Consider the following 22,598-nt stretch of genomic DNA (forward strand, 5'->3'; position numbering starts at 1 on the left):
GGCGGGGGCGACCCCGATCCGTCGACATGGATGCGTCGACCCCGGATGTGTTGACCCCTCGCGGGAGTCCGGTCAAACCGCTTCCATGCCTGCGCGTGAGCCGCCCATGTCCGACGTCCTCGTCATCGACAACTACGATTCCTTCACCTGGAATCTCGTCCACCTGATCGGCCCCCTCTGCGGTTCGATCGACGTGGTGCGCAACGACGCCATCACCACCGCGGAGATCCGCGCCCGTCGGCCCGACGCCGTGGTGCTGTCGCCCGGACCCTGCTCGCCGAACGAGGCCGGCATCTGCCTCGACGTGGTCAAGGACCTCTCGGCCGAGATCCCCATCTTCGGCGTCTGTCTCGGGCTCCAGGCCATCGGGCAGGCTTTCGGCGGAGACGTCGTGCGGGCCCCGGCACCGATGCACGGCAAGGTCTCCAGCATCCAGCACCGGGCCTCCGGCATCTTCCGCGGTCTGAACGGGCCCTTCGATGCGACGCGCTATCATTCCCTGGTGGTGGAGCGCGGCGGCTGTCCGACCGACCTGACCGTGACGGCGGAGGCAGACGGCCTGATCATGGGGCTGCAGCACGCGCATCTGCCCGTGCACGGGGTCCAGTTCCATCCCGAGAGCATCCTCTCGCACCACGGTTCGCAGATCCTGCGCAATTTCCTCGACATCGCGGCGGCCTGGAACGCAACGCGTGACAAGGGCCGCGACGGCGTGCATTGACGAAGCCTGTCGCTCGTCAGGAACAATCCCGGCCTCCCGCGCCGGATCTTCACGCCCGAGATTCATGGAATCCTTCAAACCCCTCCTCGCGAAGGTCGCTACGGGTGCGAGTCTCACGCGCGACGAGGCCCGCCGGGCCTTCGACGACCTCCTGTCGGGGGAGGTGACCCCGGTCCAGGCCAGTGCCTTCCTGATGGCCCTGAAGGTCCGCGGCGAGGCGCCGGACGAGATCGTCGGGGCGGTGGAGGCCATGCGCGCCCGGATGCTGCCGGTGCGCAGCGTTCCCGGGGCCGTCGACGTCGTGGGCACCGGTGGCGATCATTCCGGCAGCTACAACGTCTCGACCCTGGCGGCGATCGTCACGGCCGCCTGCGGCGTCCCCGTGGCCAAGCACGGCAATCGCGCCGCCACCTCGCGCTCCGGGGCGGCCGACGTGCTCGCGGCCCTCGGCGTGCGCATCGGGCTCGCCCCGGACGAGCTGAGCCTCTGCCTGGCCGAGGCGGGCCTGTGCTTCATGTTCGCGCAGACGCACCACGCCGCCATGCGCCACGTGGCGCCCGTGCGGGCCGAGCTCCCGACGCGCACGATCTTCAACATGCTCGGCCCCCTGGCCAATCCGGCCGGCGTCCGGCGCCAGCTCTTCGGCGTCTCGTCGCCCGCCTGGGCCGAGCCGCTGACGGGCGTGCTGTCCGAGCTCGGCAGTGAGCGGGTCTGGACCGTTCACGGCAGCGACGGCCTCGACGAGATCACCGTCACCGGCCCCACCGCCGTGGTGGCCCTGGAGGGGGGCCGGGTCTCGCAATTCACCATCGATCCGCGCGATGTCGGGTTGCCCCTGCACAGCCTGGACGCCCTGCGCGGCGGCGATCCGGCGCACAACGCCGCGGCGCTGGCCGACGTCCTGGACGGGGCGCGGAACGCGTATCGCGACATCGCCGTGCTGAATGCCGGGGCCGCCCTCGTCGTGGCCGAGGCGGCACACGCGCTCGCCGACGGCGTCGCCCGGGCGGCGCAGGCCCTCGACAGCGGCGCTGCGCGCGCCACACTACAGACGCTGGTCCGTTTCTCGAACCTTCGCTCGAACGCCTGAAAGCCCGTCATGTCCGAGCCCACGTCCGAGTCCAAGTCCGAATCCAAGTCGAAACCGGGCTCCGTTCCCGAGATCGCTCCGGCGGAGCGCAAGGACGTGCTCGCCCGCATCGAAACCTACAAGCGGCGCGAAATCGCCGAGGCGAAGCTGCGGGTGCCGCAGACGAAGCTCGAGAAGCGCATCGCCGACGTCACGGCACCGCGCGGCTTTGCCGATGCCATCGCGGCGCACATCGCGCAGAAGCGTCCCGCGCTGATCGCCGAGGTGAAGAAGGCCTCGCCCTCGAAGGGCCTGATCCGCGCCGACTTCGATCCTGCGATCCTGGCCGCGGCCTACGAGGCTGGGGGCGCCACCTGCCTCTCGGTCCTCACGGACACGCCCTCGTTCCAGGGCAAGCCCGAGTACCTCACCGAAGCGCGCGTGGCCTGCGCCCTGCCGGTCCTGCGCAAGGACTTCCTGTTCGAGCCCTACCAGGTGTTCGAGGCGCGGGCCTGGGGCGCCGATTGCATCCTCGTGATCATGGCCTGCCTGGACGACGAGGAGGCCGCCGCCCTGGTGGAGACGGCCCACGACCTCGGCATGGACGTGCTGGTCGAGGTCCACGACGCCGAGGAGTTGGCCCGGGCCCTGCCCCTCGGTACGCGGCTGGTGGGCATCAACAACCGCAACCTCAAGACCTTCGAGGTCTCGTTCGAGACGGCGATCCGCCTCGCCGAGGGCGTCCCGGCCGACCGCATCGCCGTGGCCGAGAGCGGCATCGCCGGGCATGCCGACGTGGTCCGGCTGGCCGAGAACGGTCTCGATACCATCCTGGTCGGCGAGAGCCTGATGCGCGAGGCCGACGTCACCGCCGCAACCCGCCGCCTGCTCTTCGGCGACGCGAAAGCCTGACCGCAGCGATGGCCGAACTCACTCACCTGGATGCCTCCGGCGCGGCCAACATGGTCGATGTCTCGGAGAAGGACGCGACCACGCGCACGGCGCGGGCCACCGGTTCGGTGGTCATGCTGCCCGAGACCTTGCGGCTGATCCGGGAGGGCGACGCTAAGAAGGGCGACGTCATCGGCACGGCCCGTCTCGCCGGGATCATGGCCTCGAAGCGCACCCACGAGCTCATTCCCCTCTGCCATCCCCTCCTGCTCGCGAAGGTCCGCGTCGATTGCGAGCCCGATGACAGCCTTCCGGGCCTTCGGGTCACCGCGGAGGTGAAGGTGCTGGGCCCGACCGGCGTCGAGATGGAGGCGCTGACCGCGGTCTCGGTGGCCTGCCTGACCATCTACGACATGGTGAAGGCGGCCGATCGCGGCATGCGCATCGAGGGGATCCGGCTGCTCGCCAAGGATGGGGGCCGCTCCGGCGCCTATCGCGCCGAGGATCACGCTTGAGCGGCATGTCTTCGAAGAAAGTGCGGTCCGGGGGCATGATCCCGGTCGCCGAGGCGCTGGCGCGCATCCTGCAATCCATTCCGGGACCGGTCGAGACGGAGACCGTCCCGATCGGGCAGGCCGCCGGGCGTACGCTCGCGGCGGATGTGCGGGCGACCCGGACGCAACCGCCATTCCCGGCCTCGGCCATGGACGGTTACGCGGTCCACAGTGCCGACCTCGCCGAAGCACCCGCGACCCTGCGGCTCATCGGCAGCAGCGCCGCCGGCCACGGGTTCGCCGGCGTGGTGGGACGGGGCGAGGCCGTGCGGATCTTCACCGGTGCGCCGGTGCCGGAGGGGGCCGACGCGATCCTGATCCAGGAGAACGCCGAGGCGACATCCGACCGCGTGACCGGACGGGACCCCGTACCGGCGGGTCGCTTCATCCGCCCGAGCGGCCTCGATTTCCGGAGGGACGATCGCCTGCTCGCCGCCGGTGACGTGCTGGATTCGCGCCGCATCGCCCTCGCGGCCGCCGGGGGCCACGGCGCACTCCCGGTCCGGCGGCGCCCACGGGTGGCCATCCTGGCCACGGGGGACGAGCTGGTCGCGCCCGGGGACCCGGCGCGCTGGGACCAGATCGTCGCTTCGAACGGGCTCGCCGTCGCGGCCCTGGTCCGGGAGGTCGGGGCGGACGCCATCGATCTCGGGATCGCCGGCGACACGCTCGCGGCCCTCGACGACGCGATCCTGCGCGCGGTGGCGGCCGATGCGGATCTCCTGATCACGCTGGGAGGGGCCTCGGTCGGCGACCATGACCTCGTGCAATCGGCCCTGACGACCCGCGGTCTCGAACTCGGTTTCTGGCGCGTCGCGCTCCGGCCCGGCAAACCGTTGATGCACGGTCGCCTCGGCCGGATGGCCGTTCTGGGATTGCCGGGCAATCCCGTGGCCTCGGTGGTCTGCGGGCTGCTGTTCGTGGTCCCGGCGATCCGGGCCCTGCTGGGGGATCCGCGCGCGTCCGCGGATCTGTCCGAACCGGCCATCCTCGGCAGCGATCTGCCCGAGAACGACCTGCGCCAGGACTATCTCCGGTCGCGGATCGAGACGAGGCCCGACCGCATCCCGGTGGTCCATCCCGAGAACCGCCAGGATTCCTCGATGCTCTTCATCCTGGGTTCGGCTGAAGCACTGCTCATCCGCGCGCCCTATGCACCGGCCGCCAAGGCCGGCGACCCCTGTCGCATCCTCAGGCTCGACCGGCGCCTGCTCTGAGACCCGGACGGTCTCAGACGAGGTAGAGCGTGGTCTCGGCGCGGAAGACCCGCGGGCAATGCACGGCATCGACCCAGCGGCGTGCCTGATCGAGACTGATGCTGCGGGACTCGGCGATGTCCTGCAGGGTCATCCAGCGTGACGACATGTTCGGCTCCCTCATGGTTAACGGGGCAACGGCCAAGGCTGTCGTTTGTTTCCGCCCCGATCGAAGACCGCGTCGGCGCTCAGGTCAGCGCAGGTACGTGACACTGTAGAGGGTGCGGCGCAGGGCCTCCTCGTCGACCCAGACGCGGCCATTCTCGCAGGCCTCGCGCATGCCCGATCGCATGCGGGCGCAGTACTCGCCGGTGTTGTCCTGCACCCGGTACTGGCAGCGACCGCCGACCTTTCGCCGCCCGATCACCGGACTGGCGTGATCCGCGTGCAGGTCCGGGTCCTTGGGATCGCGGTCCTCCAGGAGGTACCAGCTGTAGCCGATGGTGGGCACGCGACGGTGGTCCAAGGCGTAGTCGATCATCGCCAGGATCCGGCTGATCGCCCGCGGGCTCGGCGGCGTCCCGGAATCCCGCATCTCGACGAACTCGGCCTGATTGGCTGCCACCCGATAGGACACCGGCAGCAGAGGCACCGGCAGGCTGGCCCGTCGACAGCGGGCATCCACATGGGCGATCCAGCCCGCATTGAAGGTGTCGGTCCGCGGATGCCGCAGGTGCGGGACCGTGCCGGCGAGGCTGCGGAAGCTCATCGGCCGGGGCGCCAGGCGGCTGCGATAGCGCAGGCGATGCAGGGTCGGCGCGGCGTAGCGGTAGCCGTCGTTGGACGGCAGGTCGCGGTCCTCGCACAGGCCGTCGATGTTGTAGAGGAGCGCGGCCGTATCCTCCTCGCCCCCCTCGATCTTGTCGAAGTAGGGCAGCAGCTGCGGATTCCCGAGACTCGACATCTCGGCGGCGTTGCGGCTCCAGGCGATGTCGGCGCGCCAGTTCGGATGCGCCTTCAGGTGCTCGCGGAGGGTCGGGATGGCCGTCAGGCGCTCGGGATCGGCGAAATAGTATTTCGTGGCGACGTCGAGGGGAGCGATCTGGCGCCCCAGCCGATGCGAGATCATGTCGGCGGTGGCGTAGGCGAAGCAGATGGCGCTCTCGCCCTGGTTCAGGGGCATCTCGCGCGGGGACGGCGACAGTCCGACGTCGCGCGTTCCCTCGTGCTCCGCGAAGGGAATGCTGGTCGCGACCGGCGCACAGGTGGGATTGCGCGCGTAGGCCGGCCGCAGCGGCAGGATGCGGGGATCGACCTGCGCCCGGGCGGGCATCGCGCCCGCGGCGAGCGCTGCGAGCAGGACCAGGACCGATGCCGCGCCGTGACGGGCGCCTCCGAGCCGGACCGCGCGCATCGCTCAGGTCTTTCGGCGCAGCCGGCTTGCGAAGAAGCCGTCGAGGCCGCCGCGTCGCTCCGGCGTGGCGCCGTCGAGGTGGGCAGGCAGCGTCCGCAGGTCGCCCGCGGCGTCGATCGGCTCCGACAGGCCGCCGAGTTCGGCGGCCTCGACGGGGACGCGCTCGAACGCGGGGTTGCGGGTGAGGAAGGTCGCGACCTGATACTCCCCCTCCTCCCGCTCGAGGGAACAGGTGCAGTAGACGAGGCGTCCACCGGGGCGCACCAGGGCGGCGGCCTTGTCGAACAGGCGTTTCTGCAGCCCGATCAAGCGGCTGATATCGCTCTCGGTCTTGGTCCAGGCCACGTCGGGGTGGCGGCGCAGCGTGCCGGTGGCCGAGCAGGGCGCATCGAGCAGGACGGCATCGAAGGCCAGATCGTCGGGCAGCGCCAGGGCATCGCCGACGCGGATCTCCGCCTCCAGCCCGAGACGGGCGAAGTTCTGCGACAGGCGCTCCAGGCGCGGGCTGGACCGGTCCACGGCCAGAACCGAGGCGCCGGCAGCCGCGAGCTGCGCGGTCTTGCCGCCCGGAGCGGCACAGAGATCGGCGACGCGCTCTCCGGGTTGTACGGCGAGGAGCCGGGCCGGGAGGGCGGCGGCGGCGTCCTGCACCCACCACTGGCCCTCGGCGTATCCCGGCAGGTCCGCGACGGCGGCATGAACGTCGTGCAGGCGCACGCTGCCCGTCGGCAGGGCCACCCCGCCGAGGCGTTCGGCCCACGCGGCGGCCGAGTCCCGCACCGTGATGTCGAGGGCCGCACCCTGCAGGTGAGCCGCCGCGATGGCCCGGGCCGTCTCCTCGCCGTAGGCGGCGCGCCAGCGGCGGGCGAGCCAGTCCGGGGTGTTGTCGACCAGCGGATCGCCGGGATCGGCCACGATCTCGGACCGTTCGCGCACGATCCGACGCAGGACCGCGTTCACGAGGCCGGAGAGGTGCTGGAGTTGCGGATCGGCCTTGGCGAGGCGGACGCCGAGGTCGACGGCGGCGTGGTCCGGCACGTTCAGGTCGAGGATCTGCACGGCGCCGGTGGCCAGGAGCGCCACGAGACGCGGCTGGTCGTCGGGCAGGCCCTGCGACAGGCGCGCGGCGAGCACCCGGCGGAGAAAGCCGAGGCGGCGAAAGGTGGCGGTGGCGATGGCGCGGGCGAGGCCGGCATCGGCGGCGTCGAGGCCGGCATTCCGGCTCGCCTGCGCGAGGGCGTCCTCGAGGGCGAAGCCGCGGGTCTTGCCGATGAGGTCGGCCACCGCGCCGTGCGCGACCTGACGGGCTCCGAGCCCGGCGACGCCGCGATCGAGCGGCGCCATCGGCGCATCCGTGTTGCGGCGTGTCGTCATGAGTGCCACTTCCTAATTCATCAGCCCGCTGAGCCCGTGCCCGCCAAGCCAATGCCCGCCGAGCCCGTGCCCGCCGAGCCGATACCCGCCAAGCCATGAGCCCGTGCGCGGCGGGCCTCCCTGCGATGCCCTTCCACCCGAGACACCGAGATGCAAGCCATGACCAGCCCGGAACCGACGGAAAACGCTGCGGATGAGGCCCCGGCCGAGGCCCGGACCCTGACCCCGGAGGCGGCGCGGGCGCTGGCGGAGGCGGCGGAGCGTCGGGCGGCGATCGATGCCCATGCGGCGGAGATCGCGGCACAGCGGGAGCGCCAGGGCCGGGGCGGCCTGGAGCCGGTGCGCTACGACGATTGGGAGATCAAGGGCATCGCCGTCGACTTCTGAGGGCACTTCGTCGCCGGAACGGCTGCGATCTCCTCCCGTTGTCCCGGCCACGGACACACCGGAGGGAGCACGACGATGGCGATCAAGGTTTCGAGCAAGAATGCGGGCGAGGGTGCGCATGGCGAGGTCGCCCTGGCCCGGGGGCAGGTGGTCGCGATGCGGATGTGGCGCGACGAATCGCCGAGCGCCGACAAGCCCATGGCCAAGCGCCCCTACGAGACCGTCGGCTACGTGATCGCCGGGCGGGCGGAGCTGATCGTCGAGGGCGAGACGGTGGTGCTCGAGCCGGGTGATTCCTGGCTGGTGCCCGAGGGCGCTGAGCACACCTACCGCATCCTCGAGGCCTTCACGGCCGTCGAGGCGACGTCGCCGCCGGCGCGCTGACCCCTGAGGAAGGCCCGCGCGGCCGTGTCGCGGTCGCGCGGGTTTGCAGGCTCAGCGGGTGACGTAGACCTGCGTGCCAACCGAGACGCGCTCGTAGAGGTCGGTGATGTCCTGGTTGTACATCCGGATACAGCCGTAGGACGCGTAGGTGCCGATCGAGTTCGGCCGGTTGGTACCGTGGATGGCGTACTCGCCGCCGGCCAGGGTCATCGCCGCGACGCCCATCGGGTTCGAGGGCGAGCCGCCGGCGATGACGGCGGGCAGGCGCGGGTTGTCGCGCTTGACCTCGCGCGGCGGCGACCAGGCCGGCTCGACGTACTTGCCGTCGATCTGCGTCGCGCCGCTCCACTGCTTGCCGGGCTTGCCGACCGCGACGGGGTAGCGGATCGCGGTGCCGTCGCCGTTGACGAGGTAGAGCCGGCGCTCGGCGGTGCGCACGATGATCGAACCCGGCATCACGCCGTCGTGGAAGGCCACCACCTCCCGGGCCTGGGCGGGCGCACCCAGAAGACCCGCACCGAGGGCGGCGCCCAGGATTGCCGCAGCCCACGCGCGAGGGCGAAGCTTGCCGTGCCGAACCATGACCTGTCTCTCCGAAAGCGTGACCGTTTGCCCGACCATCAATGGCGGAGGCAGGTTCGCGTTCCGGTAAAGCGAAGTGCTCGGGCGCAGTCATACCCGGGAATCCTCCGGCGCGGTAAAGCACGGCGCCCGGAATCCCTGTAAATCCTCCGCTTCGCCTTCGGACTTTCTTGACTCTGACAGTGCCCGGAAGATCAGCGCTCGATCAGGGGCATCCCGCCGTCGAGGCGCTGCTGCCAGCCATGGCGCACCAGTTCCGGGTCCTCGTGTTCCTCCACGGGGAAGCCGACGCAGAGATAGGCCACGAGGCTCCAGGCGCAGGGCACCTCCAGGGTCTCGCAGACCGTGCCGGGCTCGAGGATCGAGACCCACCCCACGCCGAGGCCATGGGCCCGGGCGGCGAGCCAGAAGGTCTGGACGGCCGTGACCACGGAGTAGCGCAGCATCTCCGGCATGGTCGCGCGCCCGAGGCCGTGCCCGGTGGCGGTGGCCTCGTCGCAGAACACCGCGAGATGGATGGGGGCCTCGCGCAGGCCGGCGAGCTTCAGGCGGACATAGGCCTCGCGCTGCTCGGCGGCGTAGGCCTCGGCGGCGGCGGTATTGCAGCGCTCGAAGCTGGCGAGCACCTGTGCCCGACGTGCCGGGTCCGCCACCCGGACGAAGCGCCAGGGCTGACTGTTGCCCACGGAGGGACTGAAGCGCGCGAGATCGAGGCAGCGGCGCAGCAGTGCCTCGTCCACCGGGTCGGTCCGAAACCGGCGCACGTCGCGGCGCCAGGCGAACAGGGTCGCGAGCGTCTGGCGAAACTCGGCATCGAAGCTGACCACGACCCGTCCCCGGCGATGAACTCGCCCCTTCATAGACGGAGTTTCTCCGCGGAGCGGAAGTTTCGCGCAAGGCCTTCCGCGATTCGACGGTCTCGACGCCGTCCGGCCCTCAGTCGGTGGGCTCACCCGGCCGGGCCTGGGGGCTCATCCACAAACCCGAGAAGGTCAGCGTCGCGGTGTAGACCGGTGCGTTGTCGGCGTTGCGGACGATGACCGTGAAGGCCTGGGCATCGGCACCGCGATGGGGAATGGCGTCGCGCGCGATCTCCGGCAGGGCGCGCATCGCTTCGCGACGGATGTGGTCCCCGTCGACGCAGTCCTGCCCGATCGAATCCTGGAGGAACTCCCGCCCATCGTGGATATCGAAGAAATAGCGTGCCACTCGGTTGCTCCGCTGTCGTCGTGTCAGCCCCTCTTGCGAGGAATGCACGGGTGTCTCGCGGGTTCTGTCTCGGGCGCTGGATCACCCGGGGCGATGCGGACGCCGGCACCCTTTCCGCGGCGCCTGCCAAAAAAAGGGCCGCGCTCCGAAGAGGCGGCCTGAAGTCCTTGGGTCTCGAAACCTCTGGAGTGTCGGTCCCGCCGTACCGGGCACCGTCCGAAAAGCTGGGGAGCCGTGGAGATCGGACGCCGCGTCGGGACGGGATCGACGAAGTTTCGGCCACAGGTGTCGCGCCTCATCAAGGCCGACGCTGGGCCTTATGGCGGCGAAATCGTGATGATGTGTTTCCCCGCGCCGGCGCGAATCGCCGCCCTTGCGGCCGGGAAAGCCCGGCACCATGATGAAGGATCGGTCCGCAGCAGGAGTGACGATGAGCGAGAGAACCGGTGCTGATTCGCGATTGCCCGAGGCGGCTGCCCGGGTCATCCCCTTCCCGACCGCGCCGGTCCAGCCTCAGATCGCCTTCGACCGCGCCGAGTTGCGCGTCCTCTTCAATCTCTACGGACGGATGGTATCGCAGGGCGAGTGGCGCGACTACGCCCTCGATTTCCGGCGCGACAAGGCGGTGTTCTCGATCTACCGGCGCAGCTCGGAAATGCCCCTGTACCGGGTCGAGAAGGACCCCAAGCTCGCCCGGCGCCAGGGCGCCTACGCCGTGGTCGCGGCCTCCGGCCTCGTGATGAAGCGCGGCACCGACCTTGCCCGCGTCTTGGCCGTCCTGGAGCCACCACTGCGGGCGGTCTGACCGCACCACCGCGCGAGCGGGCCTCGAAGAGATCACCCGGAGGACCGACGCCGGAAGCGCGAGGTCTCCTGGCCTGCCGGGAGACGCGACCCGCGCAGCCTTCCGGCATTCCGGATTAGCGGAGCCGTCACGGCCTGGCTGCCCCGCCGCGGCCTCGGCCCGAGCAGCGTTCGAAGATACGGGGCCGGCGCGCACAGGATCAAGCCTCGGGCGCGCCTCGGGTCGCGGTCGACGGATCAGTCCACCTCCCGCCCCGAAGCCGCGCGAAACCGCCGAGCGCCTTGTTTCGCCTTCCCGATGCCCAACCCAGCAAAAAGGCCCCGGCGGTGATCCGCCGGGGCCTTCTCGTCACGCGTCCGAGAGACTGGGTTCGCTTAGCGGCGGTCGCCGAGGAGCGAGAGCAGCATCTGGAACATGTTGATGAAGTCCAGGTACAGGGTCAGGGCGCCGTTCACCGACAGCTTGGCCGCGCCCTCGGCATCGGCGCCGCTGTAGAGGAACATCTCCTTGAGCTTCTGCGTGTCGTAGGCGGTGAGGCCTGCGAAGATCAGCACGCCGATCACCGAGATCGCGAACTGCAGCGCCGAAGAGGCGAGGAAGATGTTCACCAGCGAGGCGATGATCAGGCCGATCAGGCCCATGACCAGGAACGAGCCCATGCCCGACAGGCTACGCTTGGTGCTGTAGCCGTAGAGGCTGAGACCGCCGAAGGTCGCCGCCGTGATGAAGAACACCCGCACCACGCTCGCGCCCGTGAACACGAGCAGCAGCGAGGACATCGAGGCGCCCATCACCGCCGCGAAGGCGAAGAAGGTCATGCGCGCCGAGGACGCGGACATCCGGTCCATCCGCATCGAGAAGATGAAGATGAAGGCGAGCGGCGCCAGCATGACGACCCACTTCAGCGGGCTGGTGTAGAGCAGCTGGCCGAAGGGCGTCAGGGCGACGCGACCAGTCGCCGTCTGCGCGACGGCGGCCATGTTGAGGCCGAGCGCGACGAGACCGGAGATCCCGAGGCCGATGACCATGTTGTTGTAGACGCCGAGCATGAAGGTACGCAGGCCCTGGTCGATCTCGACCTGGCTGCCGGCATACCCGGTCGGCTGGGCGCCGTACCGGAAGGGGCTGTTATCGAATGCCATGGGAGTTTCCCTTGGACGCTCTCTCAGCGTGTGATTTCGGAAGGAGGCTCACGCACAGGACCTCTTGGCGCCAAGCGGCGCCTCACGGCGAAATATGTTCGGTCACGCTGCCCTGCACAAGGGGCCGGCCAAGGCTGAAAGCCCTGAATCGCACGGGGCTATGCTGGTATTTTGTTCGGTCCGGCAGGGATTAAAACGGGACCTGACCATGCGAGCATTGCGCGCGCGGGGAATTAACCAAGTCGGGCCCCAAGGTCCGTGTCAAGATCGGACCGCTCCGCGCCAGGGCGCCCGCCGGGATGCCGGGTCGTCGCAGGGCGACGATCCACGCGGCGCGGTCCCCTCAGGCGACGGCCTTGTCGAGACAGCACTTCTTGAATTTCTTGCCGCTGCCGCAGGGGCATGGGTCGTTGCGACCGACGTTCTTCCAGGGATTGCGCACCGGCTGGCCGAAGCCTTCCGCCGTCCAGGCGAGGTCCGCCAGGGGATCCTCCAGGGGAGCGAAGCGCTGGGGATCGAAGCGGGCGAGGTCGTCGCCCTCCGCCTCCGCCTCGCGCAGGGCCCGGGGAAACCAGGTCGGGTCGCTGTTCGACGGGGTGAGTCGGCCGTCCCGGCGAGCGGCGAGGACGCGGTCCCCCAGGTCGCGCAGACCGAGGAGGGCGATCGCCTCCTCCCAGCCGGCCCAGGCCAGGTCCCCCTCGACGGCGGCCCGCTTGTCGTCGAAGCGGACCAGGAGGTCGTGGGTCTCCCGGGGCGGGATGCGGCCGGTCTGGGTCAGGTAGGTCAGGGCGGCGAAGGCTTCGTTCCGCACGGCGTCGTCGACCGTGCTGTCGACCAGCAGGGCGCCGAGGGGGGCGGCGTCCCCGTCGAAGACGCTGACGAGCATCCGGGTCAGGGTCGTCGTCACCGCGTCGCCGAGGAGGTCGTCGAGGGTCTCGCCGTCCAGGGCGAGCAGCCGGATCAGCGGCCGGTAGACCCGGGTGTCCCGGGCCGCCGCGAGGACGTGCAGCCCCCAGAACAGGAGGTCGGCCTCGGCCTCCTCGAGGTCAGGCTCCCGGGCGGCCCGATCGAGGACCGCGAGGACCGCGTCGGCGATGCGATCCGGCTCCGCCAGGGCCGCGCGCATCTCGGGCACCGGGAGGTACTTGGCGGCCGAGAGGGCGGCAACGAGATCCGGATCGAGCATGGAGGGTCTCTTCTGTCAGGAGCGAAGGGTCGCCCCGGTCTTGCGCGCGACCTCGGCGACGATCCGGGCGCTGACCGCCTCGATCTCCGCGTCGGTCAGGGTCCGGTCCACCGGCTGGAGCCGGACCGCGATCGCCACCGACTTCGCGCCCTCGGGGATGCCGACGCCCTCGTAGATGTCGAACACGTCGATCCCGGTGATGAGCTTGCGCTCGGCGGCCTGGGCCGCCTTCACCACGTCCCCGGCCGCCACGTCGCGGCCGACCACGAAGGCGAAGTCGCGGGAGATCGGCTGGAAGTCGGAGAGGGCCAGCGCCGGCTTGACCTTGGTCGGACGGTACTTCGGCAGCGGCACCGCATCGAGGGTGATCTCGAAGGCGACGAGCTGGCCCTTGAGGTCGAGGGCCTTCATCACGCGGGGATGGACCTCGCCGAAGAAGCCGACCGGGTTCTTCGGCCCGAACTGCAGGGTGCCGGAGCGGCCCGGATGCAGCCAGTCCGGCCCACCGGCCACGACCTGGAGGCCGCCGCTGGGGACACCCATGGCCGCCAGGAGCGCCAGGGCGTCGGCCTTGGCGTCGAAGGCGTCGACGCCGTCGGTGTGCCCGTCCCAGTGACGGCCCGCGCCCGCCTGGGTCGCGGTGCCACGACGGATGGCGGCGGCCCGGATGGTCTGCCCCTCCGGCTGGTCGGTGGCGAAGCACTGGCCCACCTCGAACAGGGCGACGTCCGCGCTGCCACGGTCGGCGTTGCGCTGGGCGGCGCGCAGCAGGCCCGGCACGAGGCTCGGGCGCATATCGGAAAGATCGGCGGCGATCGGGTTGGCCAGGGCGAGGTCGGCGCCGCCGCCGCCGAACAGCACCGCATCCTCGTGCGGAATGAACGACCAGGTCACGGCCTCGACGAGGCCGCGGCTGGCGAGGGCCCGCTTGGCCAGGCGCGTGCGCTTCTGCATCACGGTCAGCACCGGCTTGCCCACCGCCGCCTCGATGCGCGGCAGGGGCTTGGGCTCGATGCGGTCGAGGCCGGCGATGCGCACGATCTCCTCGACGAGGTCGGCCTTGCCCTCGACATCCGGGCGCCAGGAGGGCGTGAGCACCTTCACCCGGTCGCCCGAGCCGGCGACGTGGAAGCCGAGGGCCTCCAGCGTGACCTTCATCTCGGCCCGGGACAGCTCGATGCCAGCGAGACGCCGGGTCTCGGTCCAGGGGAAGTCGATGACCCGCTCGGTCTGGGGCGGCTCGCCGACGATCACCGGCTCGCTCGGGCTGCCGCCGCAGATCTCCAGCACGAGGCGGGTGGCGAGGTCGAGGCCCGGCAGGGTGAAGGCCGGGTCGACGCCGCGCTCGAAGCGGTAGCGCGCATCGGTGATGACGCCGAGGCGGCGACCGGACTGGGCGATGTTCACCGGGTCCCACAGGGCCGACTCGATCAGCACGTCGGTGGTCGCGGCATCGCAGCCGGAGGCCTCGCCGCCGATGATGCCGCCGATGGACTCCACGCCGTTGTCGTCCGCGATGACCACGGTGTCGCCGGTCAGGGTATAGGTCTTGCCGTCGAGGGCCTTCAGGGCCTCGCCGTCGCGGGCGCGGCGGACCACGAGGCCGCCCGCCACCTCGGCGGCGTCGAAGACGTGGAGGGGCCGGCCGCGGTCGAAGGTCAGGTAGTTGGTGATGTCCACCAGGGCGTTGATCGGGCGCAGGCCCAGCGCCCGCAGGCGCGCCTGCATCCAGTCCGGCGAGGGGCCGTTCTTGACGCCGCGCACAAGGCGCAGGGTGAAGTAGGGGCAGAGGCCCGCGTCGGGGGCCGCGAAATCGAGGGTGACCGGCACCGGGCAGGCGCCCTCCCCGCGCACCGGCGGCTGCGGCGGGCGCTTGAGGTCGCCGAGGCCGGTCGCCGCGAGGTCGCGGGCGATGCCCTGGATGGCGGTGCAGTCGGGCCGGTTCGGCGTGAGATTGATCTCCACCACCGGGTCGTCGAGCTTGGCGTAGAGGGCGTAGGCCTGGCCCGTGGGCGCGTCCGCGGGCAGGTCGAGGATGCCGCTGGCCTCCTCCCCGAGGCCGAGCTCGGCGCCCGAGCACAGCATGCCGAGGCTCTCGACGCCCCGGATGGTGCCCACCGCCAGGGTCTTGTCGAGGCCGGGCACGTAGGTGCCGGGGGGCGCGAACACCGTCTTCATCCCGGCGCGGGCGTTGGGCGCGCCGCACACCACCTGAACGGGCTGTCCGTCGCCCGTCTCCACCGTGCAGACGCGCAGGCGGTCGGCGTTCGGGTGCGGCTCGGCGGTGAGCACGTGGGCCACCACGAAGGACTTGAGGCTCGCCGCCTTGTCCTCGATGCCTTCGACCTCGAGCCCGATCCGCGTCAGGGTCTCGGCCACGGTGTCGAGGGACGCCTCGGTGTCGAGGTGATCCTTGAGCCAGGAGAGGGTGAGTTTCATCGCTTGAATCCCCTGGCGTCCGAGGCTCCCGGGAGGGTGGGATGCCGGCGCCGAACAGGAAAGGAAAGGTCTCGTCCGGCCGGGGCCGGGGCGCGAAAGCCGGGGATCAGCCCGTCAGCCCGGCCACCAGGCTCGGGATGTCGAGGGGCCGGAAGCCGTAATGGTCCAGCCAGCGCACGTCCGCCTCGAAGAAGGGCCTCAGGTCCGGCATGCCGTATTTCAGCATCGCGATCCGGTCGATGCCGACGCCGAAGGCGAAGCCCTGGACGCTGTCGGGATCGAGGCCGCAATTGCGCAGCACGTTCGGGTGGACCATGCCGCAGCCGAGGATCTCGAGCCAGTCGGTGCCCTCGCCGAAGCGGATCTCGCCGCCCTTGCGCGAGCACTGGATGTCCACCTCCGCCGAGGGCTCGGTGAAGGGGAAGAACGACGGGCGGAAGCGCATCTTCACCGCCTCGACCTCGAAGAAGCTGCGGCAGAACTCCTCCAGCACCCATTTCAGGTTGGCGATGTTGGCCGCTTTGTCGATCACCAGGCCCTCGACCTGATGGAACATCGGCGTGTGGGTCTGGTCGGAATCGTGCCGGTAGGTCCGGCCCGGGCAGATCACCCGGATCGGCGGCTGCTGGGCGCGCATCGTCCGGATCTGCACCGGCGAGGTGTGGGTGCGCAGCACCTTGCGCTGGCCGTTGCGGTCGGGCGCCAGGAAGAAGGTGTCGTGCATCTCCCGCGCCGGGTGGCCGGGCGGGAAGTTCAGGGCGGTGAAATTGTAGTCGTCGGTCTCGATGTCCGGCCCTTCGGCCACCGAGAAGCCCATATCGGCGAAGATCGCCGTGATCTCGTCCATGACCTGGCTGATCGGGTGGACGCGGCCGCGCACCTCCGGCGCCTCGCGCACCGGCAGGGTCACGTCGATGCGCTCGGCCGCGAGGCGGGCGGACAGGGCCGCCTCCGCCAGGGCGTCCCGCCGGGCCGTGAGCGCGCCCTGCACCCGGTCGCGCAGGCCGTTGATGAGGGGGCCGCGGGCCTTGCGCGCGTCGGGCGTCATCGCCCCGAGGGTCTTCAGGAGTTCGGAGACCGACCCCTTCTTGCCCAGGGCCGCGACGCGCACGGCGTCGAGGGCGGCCTCGTCGGCGGCGTCCGCGACCTGACGGAGCAGGTCGCCTTCGAGGGTGTCGAGATCGGTCATCGGTTCCACTCACCGGCTGCGGCGCCGGCCCCTCGCGGGACCGGGCGGGCTCGATCGGCATCGGGGGATCGGCTTCAGGGCGTGGGTTTTCCCGGTCCCCGGCCGCAACGCAAGCGGTCGGGCACCGAAAACCCCGGATCGTCGGGCAGAAAGACGAAAGGCGCGGCTCCCCAGGGGTGCCGCGCCTTTCGTGAAGAACAGCGCCCGGCTCGGGCAGCCTCGACTCGGGCAGCCTCGAATCGGGCTGACCCGACTCAGGCGGCCTTGGCAGCCGGGAGGGCGGCCTTGGCCAGCTCGACCACGGCGGCGAACGAGGCGGGCTCGTGGATGGCGAGCTCGGAGAGGGCCTTGCGGTCCACCTCGATGCCGGACTTCGACAGGCCGTTGATGAAGCGCGAATAGGTCAGGCCATGCTCACGGACCGCGGCGTTGAGGCGCTGGATCCAGAGGGCGCGGAACGTGCGCTTCTTGTTCTTCCGATCGCGGTAGGCATACTGCATGCCCTTCTCGACCGCCTGCTTGGCGATCCGGATCGTATTCTTGCGGCGGCCGTAATAACCACGGGCGGCCTTGAGGACTTTCTTGTGCTTCGCGTGACTGGTCACGCCGCGCTTGACGCGGGCCATGGGTGTTCTCCTGGATTACGAAAAAAGCAGTGTCGGCGTCGTGAAGGCTTACCGGCTGTTGGGCAGGAAGTACTTCTTCACGTTGGCAGCATCGCCCTCGAACAGGGTGGTGGTGCCGCGCAGGTTGCGGATCTGCTTCGTCGTCCGCTTGATCATCCCGTGGCGCTTGCCGGCCTGGGCATACATGACCTTGCCGGTGCCGGTGATCTTGAAGCGCTTCTTCGCGCCCGACTTGGTTTTCAGCTTGGGCATTTGGCTCTCCTGAACGCGCAGCGGCTCCGATCCGGTTGGATCGAAGAGATGCGCTCGGTTGATGCTTCTGATGGAGCAGCACGAACCGCCACGGCAGCCCGATCGGCCGGGCGGTTCAACGCGAGGGGGCTATGACAGAAAAGCGACGCGGTTTCAATGCCGCGTCTCGGTGCCGGATCTTGGCACCGGCGCGAGACCCGAAATTCGCGACCGAATGCGCTCCGGGATTGCTTGACAGCCCCCGGCACTGAACCTACACCCCCGACACCGCCGGAAACGGGGCGGGACGTCAAGCGGGCGTAGCTCAGTCGGTTAGAGTGCCGGCCTGTCACGCCGGAGGTCGCGGGTTCGAGTCCCGTCGCCCGCGCCATCGCGTCCCGGATGTACCCATCTCGTCTTTCCAGTGCGGCGCCCTATCCTCTTGTCGAGGACTGTGCCGGAGGGCGACGGATGTCGGGTGTCTTCTTCCTCTACTTCACCGTCTGCCTCGCCCGCGCGCCGGATACCTGCGAATCGCGCAAGCTCGCCCTCGACGTCGAGGACGCCCCGGCCTGCCTGCACGTGGCGCAGCCGCAGCTGGCACAGTGGATCGGCAGCCATCCCGAGTTCCGCATCACGGCCTGGCGCTGCGGCGCGCCGCCCCGCGATCACGGAACCCGGATCTGACAGCGCCCCGTGACCCGGGAGACACAGGCACCCCTCTGGCGAGCGAACCCGTGAAGACCGCCGCGTTTTCGCCGCATGGAATGCCGAGGCGGAGGGCCGAAAGTCCCAGCCTCGAGATCCGTCCGCACCGATGCGCTTTTTCCGTTCCGCCCCTCTGCGCCCGTCGCTCCGCCTCGGCGCAGCGGCCCTCGGTCTCACCGCCCTGCTGGCGCTGGCCGGCTGCGGCACGCCGACTCTCCTCGCCCCCGACCAGCCCACCAGCCTCGTCATCCTGGACGAGCAGGCGGCCGCCGCCGCGATCTCGCGCTACCGGGCCCAGCACGGACTCGGTCCAGTGGTGATCGATTCGAGCCTGATCCGGGCCGCTTCCTATCAGGCCGCGTCGAACGCCAAGGCCGGCCGCCTCAGCCACGAGATCGGCGGCACCTTCGATTCCCGCATGGCCCAGGCCGGCTTCGGCCGGAGCTACGCCGCGGAGAACCTCAGCGCCGGCTCGGCCACCTTCGACGAGGTCCTGGCGCGCTGGAAAGCCTCGAGCGAGCACAACAAGAACATGCTGATCCCGCAGCTCCGGCGCATCGGCATCGCCCGCGTCGACGCGCCGGGCACGCGCTACAAGCGCTACTGGGCCCTGGTCATGGCCGGAGGCTGAGGCATTCGCGCGCGTCGGCGCCGTCGGACACGCCTCAGAGCGCCCCGGTCGGGGCCGCGAGCCCCGTCGCAGCCCGGGACTGGGCCTGCTCCTGCGCCCCCTGGAACAGACGCTCACTGGTGAGCTTCAAGAAGAAGAAGCCGAATTCCGGATTCTGGTAGTAGAGCTGCTTGACCTCGGAATAGGAGATCCGCAGGGCCTGCCCCGCCTCGACGCAGACCAGCGAGGCGGTGCGGGTGTTGCCCGGCGAGTGCAGCCCGAGTTCGCCGACGACCCCGCCCGGCCGCACCACGATCCCGTATTCCGGGATGCGGAAGCTGCCGTTCTCCACGTAGAACATCTCGCCCGCGTCATCCCCCTCGCGGAAGACCGTCTGCCCCGCCCTGAAGCGGACCGCGCTGCCGAAGGGCCGGAGCCAGTCGAGGGAGAGGTCGCCCTCCGCCGCCGTTTCCACCTGGCGCACGAGACGGATCATCTGCCAGAGGCGGAAGGCGTTGAAGGGGATCTGGATCGCCTCGGTGAGAACCACCGGCCAGCTTCCGATCAGCATCCCGTAGGTGATCACGGCCACACTGGCCACGAGGGCGATGATCCGCAGAGGGATCATCGTCGTCATCGCCGAAGCCGTGATGGTGAGGGCCGTGCCGAGATAGCCGATGGCCTCGACCCCATCGATGCCGAGCCCGGTCATCGCTCGGTCCCAGCCGATCGCGACGGCTCAGCCCTGCGCATCGTCGGCATCCGCCTCGGCGAGACCGTCCTGCAGCGAGCGAATGATCGTGCGCATCTCCGGTACCATGGCGATTGCCTTGGCGATGCGCTGCGCCTCCTCCCGAGTCATCGCGCCCGTGGGCGTGCGCGCGTCGGCTTCCTCGGAGAAGTAGGTCCAGGCCACGGCCAACCCCTCCCCGTCCTCGACGCAGAAGCTGCCGTCGCGCTCGACCACGATCCAGGGCGGCGGGAATCCCCTTGCCGGCCGCGGTTGGATCTCGGCATCATCCGCCACGGGACACCTCAGCGTTGGGGCAGGGTCGCGATCGCCGCGTTGCCACTGGTGGGCGGTGAGGGACTCGAACCCCCGACCCTCTCCGTGTAAAGGAGACGCTCTACCAACTGAGCTAACCGCCCGAGCCACCGCAGGTTTGCGCGCGATGCGAGGCTTCGTACCGGAAGGGCGGGCGGGGGCGCAACCCCCTCCCCCGGCAGGCCCCGGGCCCGGGCACGAAAAAGGCCCCGGCAGGGTTGCCGGGGCCTCGCTTCGAGTCAGGGTTGCATCGCCCTCAGTGGGCGATGACCGTCGCGGAATCCTCGTCGGCGATGACCGGGCGGACCTTCGGGGCAGGTTCCTCCCACTCGATCGCCTCGGGGACGCGGACCAGGGCGTGCTGGAGCACCTGATCCATCCGCGAGACGGGGATGATCTCCATCCCGTTCTTCACGCTGTCGGGCACCTCGGCGATGTCCTTGGCATTCTCCTCCGGGATGAGGACCGTCTTGATGCCGCCGCGGAGCGCGGCGAGCAGCTTCTCCTTCAGGCCACCGATCGGGAGCACGCGGCCCCGCAGGGTGACCTCGCCCGTCATCGCCACGTCGCGGCGCACCGGGATGCCCGTCAGCGTCGAGATGATCGCGGTCGCCATGCCGATGCCGGCGGACGGACCGTCCTTCGGGGTCGCCCCCTCGGGCACGTGGACGTGGATGTCCCGGCGCTCGAACAACGGCGGCTCGATGCCGAAGTCGACGGCCCGCGAGCGGACGTAGCTCGCCGCGGCGGAGATCGACTCCTTCATGACGTCGCGCAGGTTGCCCGTGACCGTCATCTTGCCCTTTCCAGGCATCATGACGCCCTCGATCGTCAGCAGCTCGCCGCCGACCTCGGTCCAGGCCAGACCCGTGACCACACCGACCTGATCCTCCTCGTCGATCTCGCCGTAGCGGAACTTCGGCGGGCCGAGGAAGACCGGCAGGTTCTCCTCGGTGACGCTGACGGCCTTCACCTTGGTGATGAGGATCTCCTTCACCGCCTTGCGGATCAGGTTGGAGATCTCACGCTCCAGGTTGCGGACGCCCGCCTCCCGCGTGTAGCGGCGGATGAGCATCAACAGACCGGAATCGTCGACCTGCCACTCCTTGGCGTCGAGACCGTGCTTCTTCACGGCGCCCGGGATCAGGTGCTTGCGCGCGATCTCGAGCTTCTCTTCCTCGGTGTAGCCGGCGATGCGGATCACCTCCATGCGGTCCATCAGGGGCGCAGGGATGTTCAGCGTGTTGGCGGTCGTCACGAACATCACGTTCGAGAGATCGTAGTCCACCTCCAGGTAGTGGTCGTTGAACGTGGCGTTCTGCTCCGGATCGAGAACCTCCAGCAGGGCGGCCGACGGGTCACCCCGGAAGTCCATGCCCATCTTGTCGATCTCGTCGAGCAGGATGAGCGGGTTCGAGGTCTTCGCCTTGCGCATCGACTGGACGATCTTGCCGGGCATCGAACCGATATAGGTCCGGCGGTGACCGCGGATCTCGGCCTCGTCGCGCACGCCACCGAGGGACATGCGCACGAACTCACGGCCCGTCGCCTTGGCGATGGACTTGCCGAGCGAGGTCTTGCCGACGCCGGGGGGACCGACGAGGCACAGGATCGGACCCGTGAGCTTGTTCGCGCGCTGCTGCACGGCGAGGTACTCGACGATCCGCTCCTTCACCTTGTCGAGGCCGAAATGGTCCTCGTCGAGCATGACCTGGGCGCCGAGGAGATCCTTCTTGATCTTCGAGCGCTTGCCCCACGGGATGCCGAGCATCCAGTCGAGGTAGTTGCGCACCACGGTCGCCTCGGCCGACATCGGCGACATCTGGCGCAGCTTCTTGAGCTCCGCCACCGCCTTGTCGCGGGCTTCCTTGGTGAACTTGGTCTTCTCGATCTTCTCCTCGAGCTCGGCCAGCTCGTCCTTGCCGTCCTCGGAGTCGCCCAGCTCCTTCTGGATCGCCTTCATCTGCTCGTTGAGGTAGTACTCGCGCTGGGTCTTCTCCATCTGCCGCTTGACGCGGGTCCGGATGCGCTTCTCCACCTGGAGCACGGAGATCTCGCTCTCCATCAGCGACAGCACGCGCTCGAGGCGCTGCGCCACCGTGGGGATCTCCAGGATCGCCTGCTTGTCGGCGATCTTGACCGCGAGGTGCGAGCCGACGGTATCGGCAAGCTTCGAGGGCTCGTCGATCTGGGTCACCGCGGAGACGACCTCGGGCGAGATCTTCTTGTTGAGCTTCACGTAGTTCTCGAACTCGGCGATCACCGAGCGCGCGAGGGCTTCCGCCTCGACGCTGTCACCGAGCTCGTCGGTCAGGGTCTCGGCCTCGGCCTCGTAATAGGTGTCGGACTTGGTGAAGCGGGAGATCTTGGCACGGCCGGCGCCCTCGACCAGCACCTTCACGGTGCCGTCGGGCAGCTTCAGGAGCTGCAGCACGCTGGCCAGGGTGCCGATCTTGTAGATGGCGTCCGTCGAGGGATCGTCCTCGCTGGCGTTGATCTGCGTCGCCAGCAGGATGTGCCGGTCGGTGCGGACCGCCTCCTCGAGAGCGCGGATCGACTTCTCGCGACCGACGAAGAGCGGCACGATGATGTGGGGGAACACGACGATGTCGCGCAGGGGGAGGACGGCGTAAGAGCCCGTCGAGCCCGGAACGACGGGCTGGCGCGATTTCGATTGAGTCATATCGGACTTCCTCATGATGGACGCCGGGCAGTCACTCCTCCCAGGGAGCAAGCATCCTGCCAGGGGCCGACCGGGCCGCGAGGGGGTCGGAAGTGTCTTGGTGGGACAGTCTGGAAAACGGTCTTGGACTGTGCGGCTGGTGGCGGGACACCG

Annotated in this window: 25 protein-coding genes and 2 tRNA genes; 11 read left to right on the forward strand and 16 right to left on the reverse strand. The window is 69.8% G+C overall.

Translation table 11 applies throughout. The features are described 5' to 3' along the window. Nucleotides 1-106 precede the first annotated feature (106 nt). The 5 genes from CRT23_RS04300 to glp all read left to right on the forward strand — a co-directional run bounded on the left by CRT23_RS04300 (nt 107) and on the right by glp (nt 4,452). The gene (locus CRT23_RS04300) at nt 107-721 is read left to right on the forward strand and encodes an aminodeoxychorismate/anthranilate synthase component II (RefSeq protein ID WP_055955309.1); all 615 of its coding nucleotides are present in this window, start codon (nt 107-109) and stop codon (nt 719-721) included. Nucleotides 722-785: 64 nt separating this feature from the next. Beyond that, on the forward strand, nt 786-1,811 hold the full coding sequence (trpD, locus tag CRT23_RS04305; RefSeq protein WP_103708736.1) for an anthranilate phosphoribosyltransferase: 1,026 nt from the start codon (nt 786-788) through the stop codon (nt 1,809-1,811). 9 nt (nt 1,812-1,820) lie between these two features. Next, nucleotides 1,821-2,702 (forward strand): indole-3-glycerol phosphate synthase TrpC, encoded by an 882-nt coding sequence (gene trpC / locus CRT23_RS04310; protein ID WP_103708737.1) that lies wholly within the window; start codon nt 1,821-1,823, stop codon nt 2,700-2,702. Nucleotides 2,703-2,710: 8 nt separating this feature from the next. Next, nucleotides 2,711-3,196, forward strand: a complete 486-nt coding sequence (gene moaC / locus CRT23_RS04315; protein WP_055955316.1) for a cyclic pyranopterin monophosphate synthase MoaC — start codon at nt 2,711-2,713, stop codon at nt 3,194-3,196. A gap of 5 nt (nt 3,197-3,201) precedes the next feature. Next, the gene (glp, locus tag CRT23_RS04320; RefSeq protein WP_103708738.1) at nt 3,202-4,452 is read left to right on the forward strand and encodes a gephyrin-like molybdotransferase Glp; all 1,251 of its coding nucleotides are present in this window, start codon (nt 3,202-3,204) and stop codon (nt 4,450-4,452) included. A 13-nt stretch (nt 4,453-4,465) separates the two neighbouring features. Here glp and CRT23_RS29565 read toward each other — a convergent pair whose 3' ends face one another. From CRT23_RS29565 to CRT23_RS04330, 3 genes are all read right to left on the reverse strand, one after another. Beyond that, a complete protein-coding gene (locus CRT23_RS29565; RefSeq protein WP_280951949.1) occupies nt 4,466-4,600 on the reverse strand; it encodes a hypothetical protein in 135 nt (44 codons plus the stop codon). A gap of 84 nt (nt 4,601-4,684) precedes the next feature. After that, on the reverse strand, nt 4,685-5,845 hold the full coding sequence (locus CRT23_RS04325) for a hypothetical protein (protein WP_103708739.1): 1,161 nt from the start codon (nt 5,843-5,845) through the stop codon (nt 4,685-4,687). Between the two features lie 3 nt (nt 5,846-5,848). Further along, nucleotides 5,849-7,219, reverse strand: a complete 1,371-nt coding sequence (locus tag CRT23_RS04330) for an RsmB/NOP family class I SAM-dependent RNA methyltransferase (protein ID WP_103708740.1) — start codon at nt 7,217-7,219, stop codon at nt 5,849-5,851. Between the two features lie 159 nt (nt 7,220-7,378). Between CRT23_RS04330 and CRT23_RS04335 the strand changes: the two genes are divergently transcribed. Next, complete coding sequence (locus tag CRT23_RS04335; RefSeq protein ID WP_103708780.1) at nt 7,379-7,606, forward strand: DUF1674 domain-containing protein; 228 nt, start codon at nt 7,379-7,381, stop codon at nt 7,604-7,606. A gap of 75 nt (nt 7,607-7,681) precedes the next feature. After that, nucleotides 7,682-7,990, forward strand: coding sequence for a cupin domain-containing protein (locus CRT23_RS04340; RefSeq protein WP_055955326.1), 309 nt, complete (start codon nt 7,682-7,684; stop codon nt 7,988-7,990). A 51-nt stretch (nt 7,991-8,041) separates the two neighbouring features. On the opposite strand, the gene CRT23_RS04345 is transcribed toward CRT23_RS04340, so the two are convergent. The 3 genes from CRT23_RS04345 to CRT23_RS04355 form a co-directional block, all read right to left on the reverse strand. Then, nucleotides 8,042-8,572, reverse strand: coding sequence for a L,D-transpeptidase (locus CRT23_RS04345; RefSeq protein WP_055955329.1), 531 nt, complete (start codon nt 8,570-8,572; stop codon nt 8,042-8,044). A gap of 194 nt (nt 8,573-8,766) precedes the next feature. Then, entirely contained in the window at nt 8,767-9,432 is a 666-nt protein-coding gene (gene bluB, locus CRT23_RS04350; protein ID WP_103708741.1) for a 5,6-dimethylbenzimidazole synthase, read from the reverse strand. 76 nt (nt 9,433-9,508) lie between these two features. Beyond that, nucleotides 9,509-9,781 carry a hypothetical protein gene (locus tag CRT23_RS04355; RefSeq protein WP_103708742.1) on the reverse strand — a complete coding sequence of 91 codons (273 nt, stop codon included), beginning with the start codon at nt 9,779-9,781 and terminating at the stop codon, nt 9,509-9,511. Nucleotides 9,782-10,211: 430 nt separating this feature from the next. Between CRT23_RS04355 and CRT23_RS04360 the strand changes: the two genes are divergently transcribed. Continuing rightward, nucleotides 10,212-10,586: a DUF2794 domain-containing protein gene (locus CRT23_RS04360; RefSeq protein WP_055955339.1), complete on the forward strand. Its 375-nt coding sequence runs from the start codon at nt 10,212-10,214 to the stop codon at nt 10,584-10,586. A 374-nt stretch (nt 10,587-10,960) separates the two neighbouring features. On the opposite strand, the gene CRT23_RS04365 is transcribed toward CRT23_RS04360, so the two are convergent. From CRT23_RS04365 to rpmI, 6 genes are all read right to left on the reverse strand, one after another. After that, complete coding sequence (locus CRT23_RS04365) at nt 10,961-11,728, reverse strand: Bax inhibitor-1/YccA family protein (RefSeq protein ID WP_055955341.1); 768 nt, start codon at nt 11,726-11,728, stop codon at nt 10,961-10,963. Nucleotides 11,729-12,071: 343 nt separating this feature from the next. Then, complete coding sequence (locus CRT23_RS04370) at nt 12,072-12,914, reverse strand: DUF1186 domain-containing protein (protein ID WP_103708743.1); 843 nt, start codon at nt 12,912-12,914, stop codon at nt 12,072-12,074. A 15-nt stretch (nt 12,915-12,929) separates the two neighbouring features. Further along, complete coding sequence (pheT, locus tag CRT23_RS04375) at nt 12,930-15,353, reverse strand: phenylalanine--tRNA ligase subunit beta (RefSeq protein ID WP_103708744.1); 2,424 nt, start codon at nt 15,351-15,353, stop codon at nt 12,930-12,932. A 106-nt stretch (nt 15,354-15,459) separates the two neighbouring features. Continuing rightward, a complete protein-coding gene (pheS, locus tag CRT23_RS04380; RefSeq protein ID WP_055955349.1) occupies nt 15,460-16,542 on the reverse strand; it encodes a phenylalanine--tRNA ligase subunit alpha in 1,083 nt (360 codons plus the stop codon). Between the two features lie 254 nt (nt 16,543-16,796). After that, nucleotides 16,797-17,168, reverse strand: a complete 372-nt coding sequence (gene rplT / locus CRT23_RS04385; RefSeq protein ID WP_055955353.1) for a 50S ribosomal protein L20 — start codon at nt 17,166-17,168, stop codon at nt 16,797-16,799. Nucleotides 17,169-17,216: 48 nt separating this feature from the next. Then, nucleotides 17,217-17,420, reverse strand: coding sequence for a 50S ribosomal protein L35 (gene rpmI / locus CRT23_RS04390; protein ID WP_018044555.1), 204 nt, complete (start codon nt 17,418-17,420; stop codon nt 17,217-17,219). Nucleotides 17,421-17,713: 293 nt separating this feature from the next. On the opposite strand from rpmI, the gene CRT23_RS04395 reads away from it, so the two are divergent. The 3 genes from CRT23_RS04395 (at nt 17,714) to CRT23_RS04405 (ending at nt 18,738) form a co-directional block, all read left to right on the forward strand. Next, a tRNA-Asp gene (locus CRT23_RS04395) sits at nt 17,714-17,790 on the forward strand. Between the two features lie 80 nt (nt 17,791-17,870). Then, nucleotides 17,871-18,086 carry a hypothetical protein gene (locus CRT23_RS04400; protein WP_103708745.1) on the forward strand — a complete coding sequence of 72 codons (216 nt, stop codon included), beginning with the start codon at nt 17,871-17,873 and terminating at the stop codon, nt 18,084-18,086. A 130-nt stretch (nt 18,087-18,216) separates the two neighbouring features. Next, the gene (locus CRT23_RS04405) at nt 18,217-18,738 is read left to right on the forward strand and encodes a CAP domain-containing protein (protein ID WP_103708746.1); all 522 of its coding nucleotides are present in this window, start codon (nt 18,217-18,219) and stop codon (nt 18,736-18,738) included. Nucleotides 18,739-18,772: 34 nt separating this feature from the next. Here CRT23_RS04405 and CRT23_RS04410 read toward each other — a convergent pair whose 3' ends face one another. The 4 genes from CRT23_RS04410 to lon form a co-directional block, all read right to left on the reverse strand. Next, nucleotides 18,773-19,414 carry a cyclic nucleotide-binding domain-containing protein gene (locus tag CRT23_RS04410; protein WP_103708781.1) on the reverse strand — a complete coding sequence of 214 codons (642 nt, stop codon included), beginning with the start codon at nt 19,412-19,414 and terminating at the stop codon, nt 18,773-18,775. Nucleotides 19,415-19,456: 42 nt separating this feature from the next. Continuing rightward, nucleotides 19,457-19,744, reverse strand: a complete 288-nt coding sequence (locus CRT23_RS28350; RefSeq protein ID WP_181017249.1) for a hypothetical protein — start codon at nt 19,742-19,744, stop codon at nt 19,457-19,459. Between the two features lie 46 nt (nt 19,745-19,790). Then, a tRNA-Val gene (locus tag CRT23_RS04420) sits at nt 19,791-19,866 on the reverse strand. Between the two features lie 152 nt (nt 19,867-20,018). Continuing rightward, entirely contained in the window at nt 20,019-22,445 is a 2,427-nt protein-coding gene (gene lon, locus CRT23_RS04425; RefSeq protein ID WP_055955371.1) for an endopeptidase La, read from the reverse strand. Nucleotides 22,446-22,598: the final 153 nt, after the last annotated feature.

Origin of the sequence: Methylobacterium sp. V23 (genome assembly GCF_002917135.1) — a bacterium.
Lineage (GTDB): Bacteria > Pseudomonadota > Alphaproteobacteria > Rhizobiales > Beijerinckiaceae > Methylobacterium.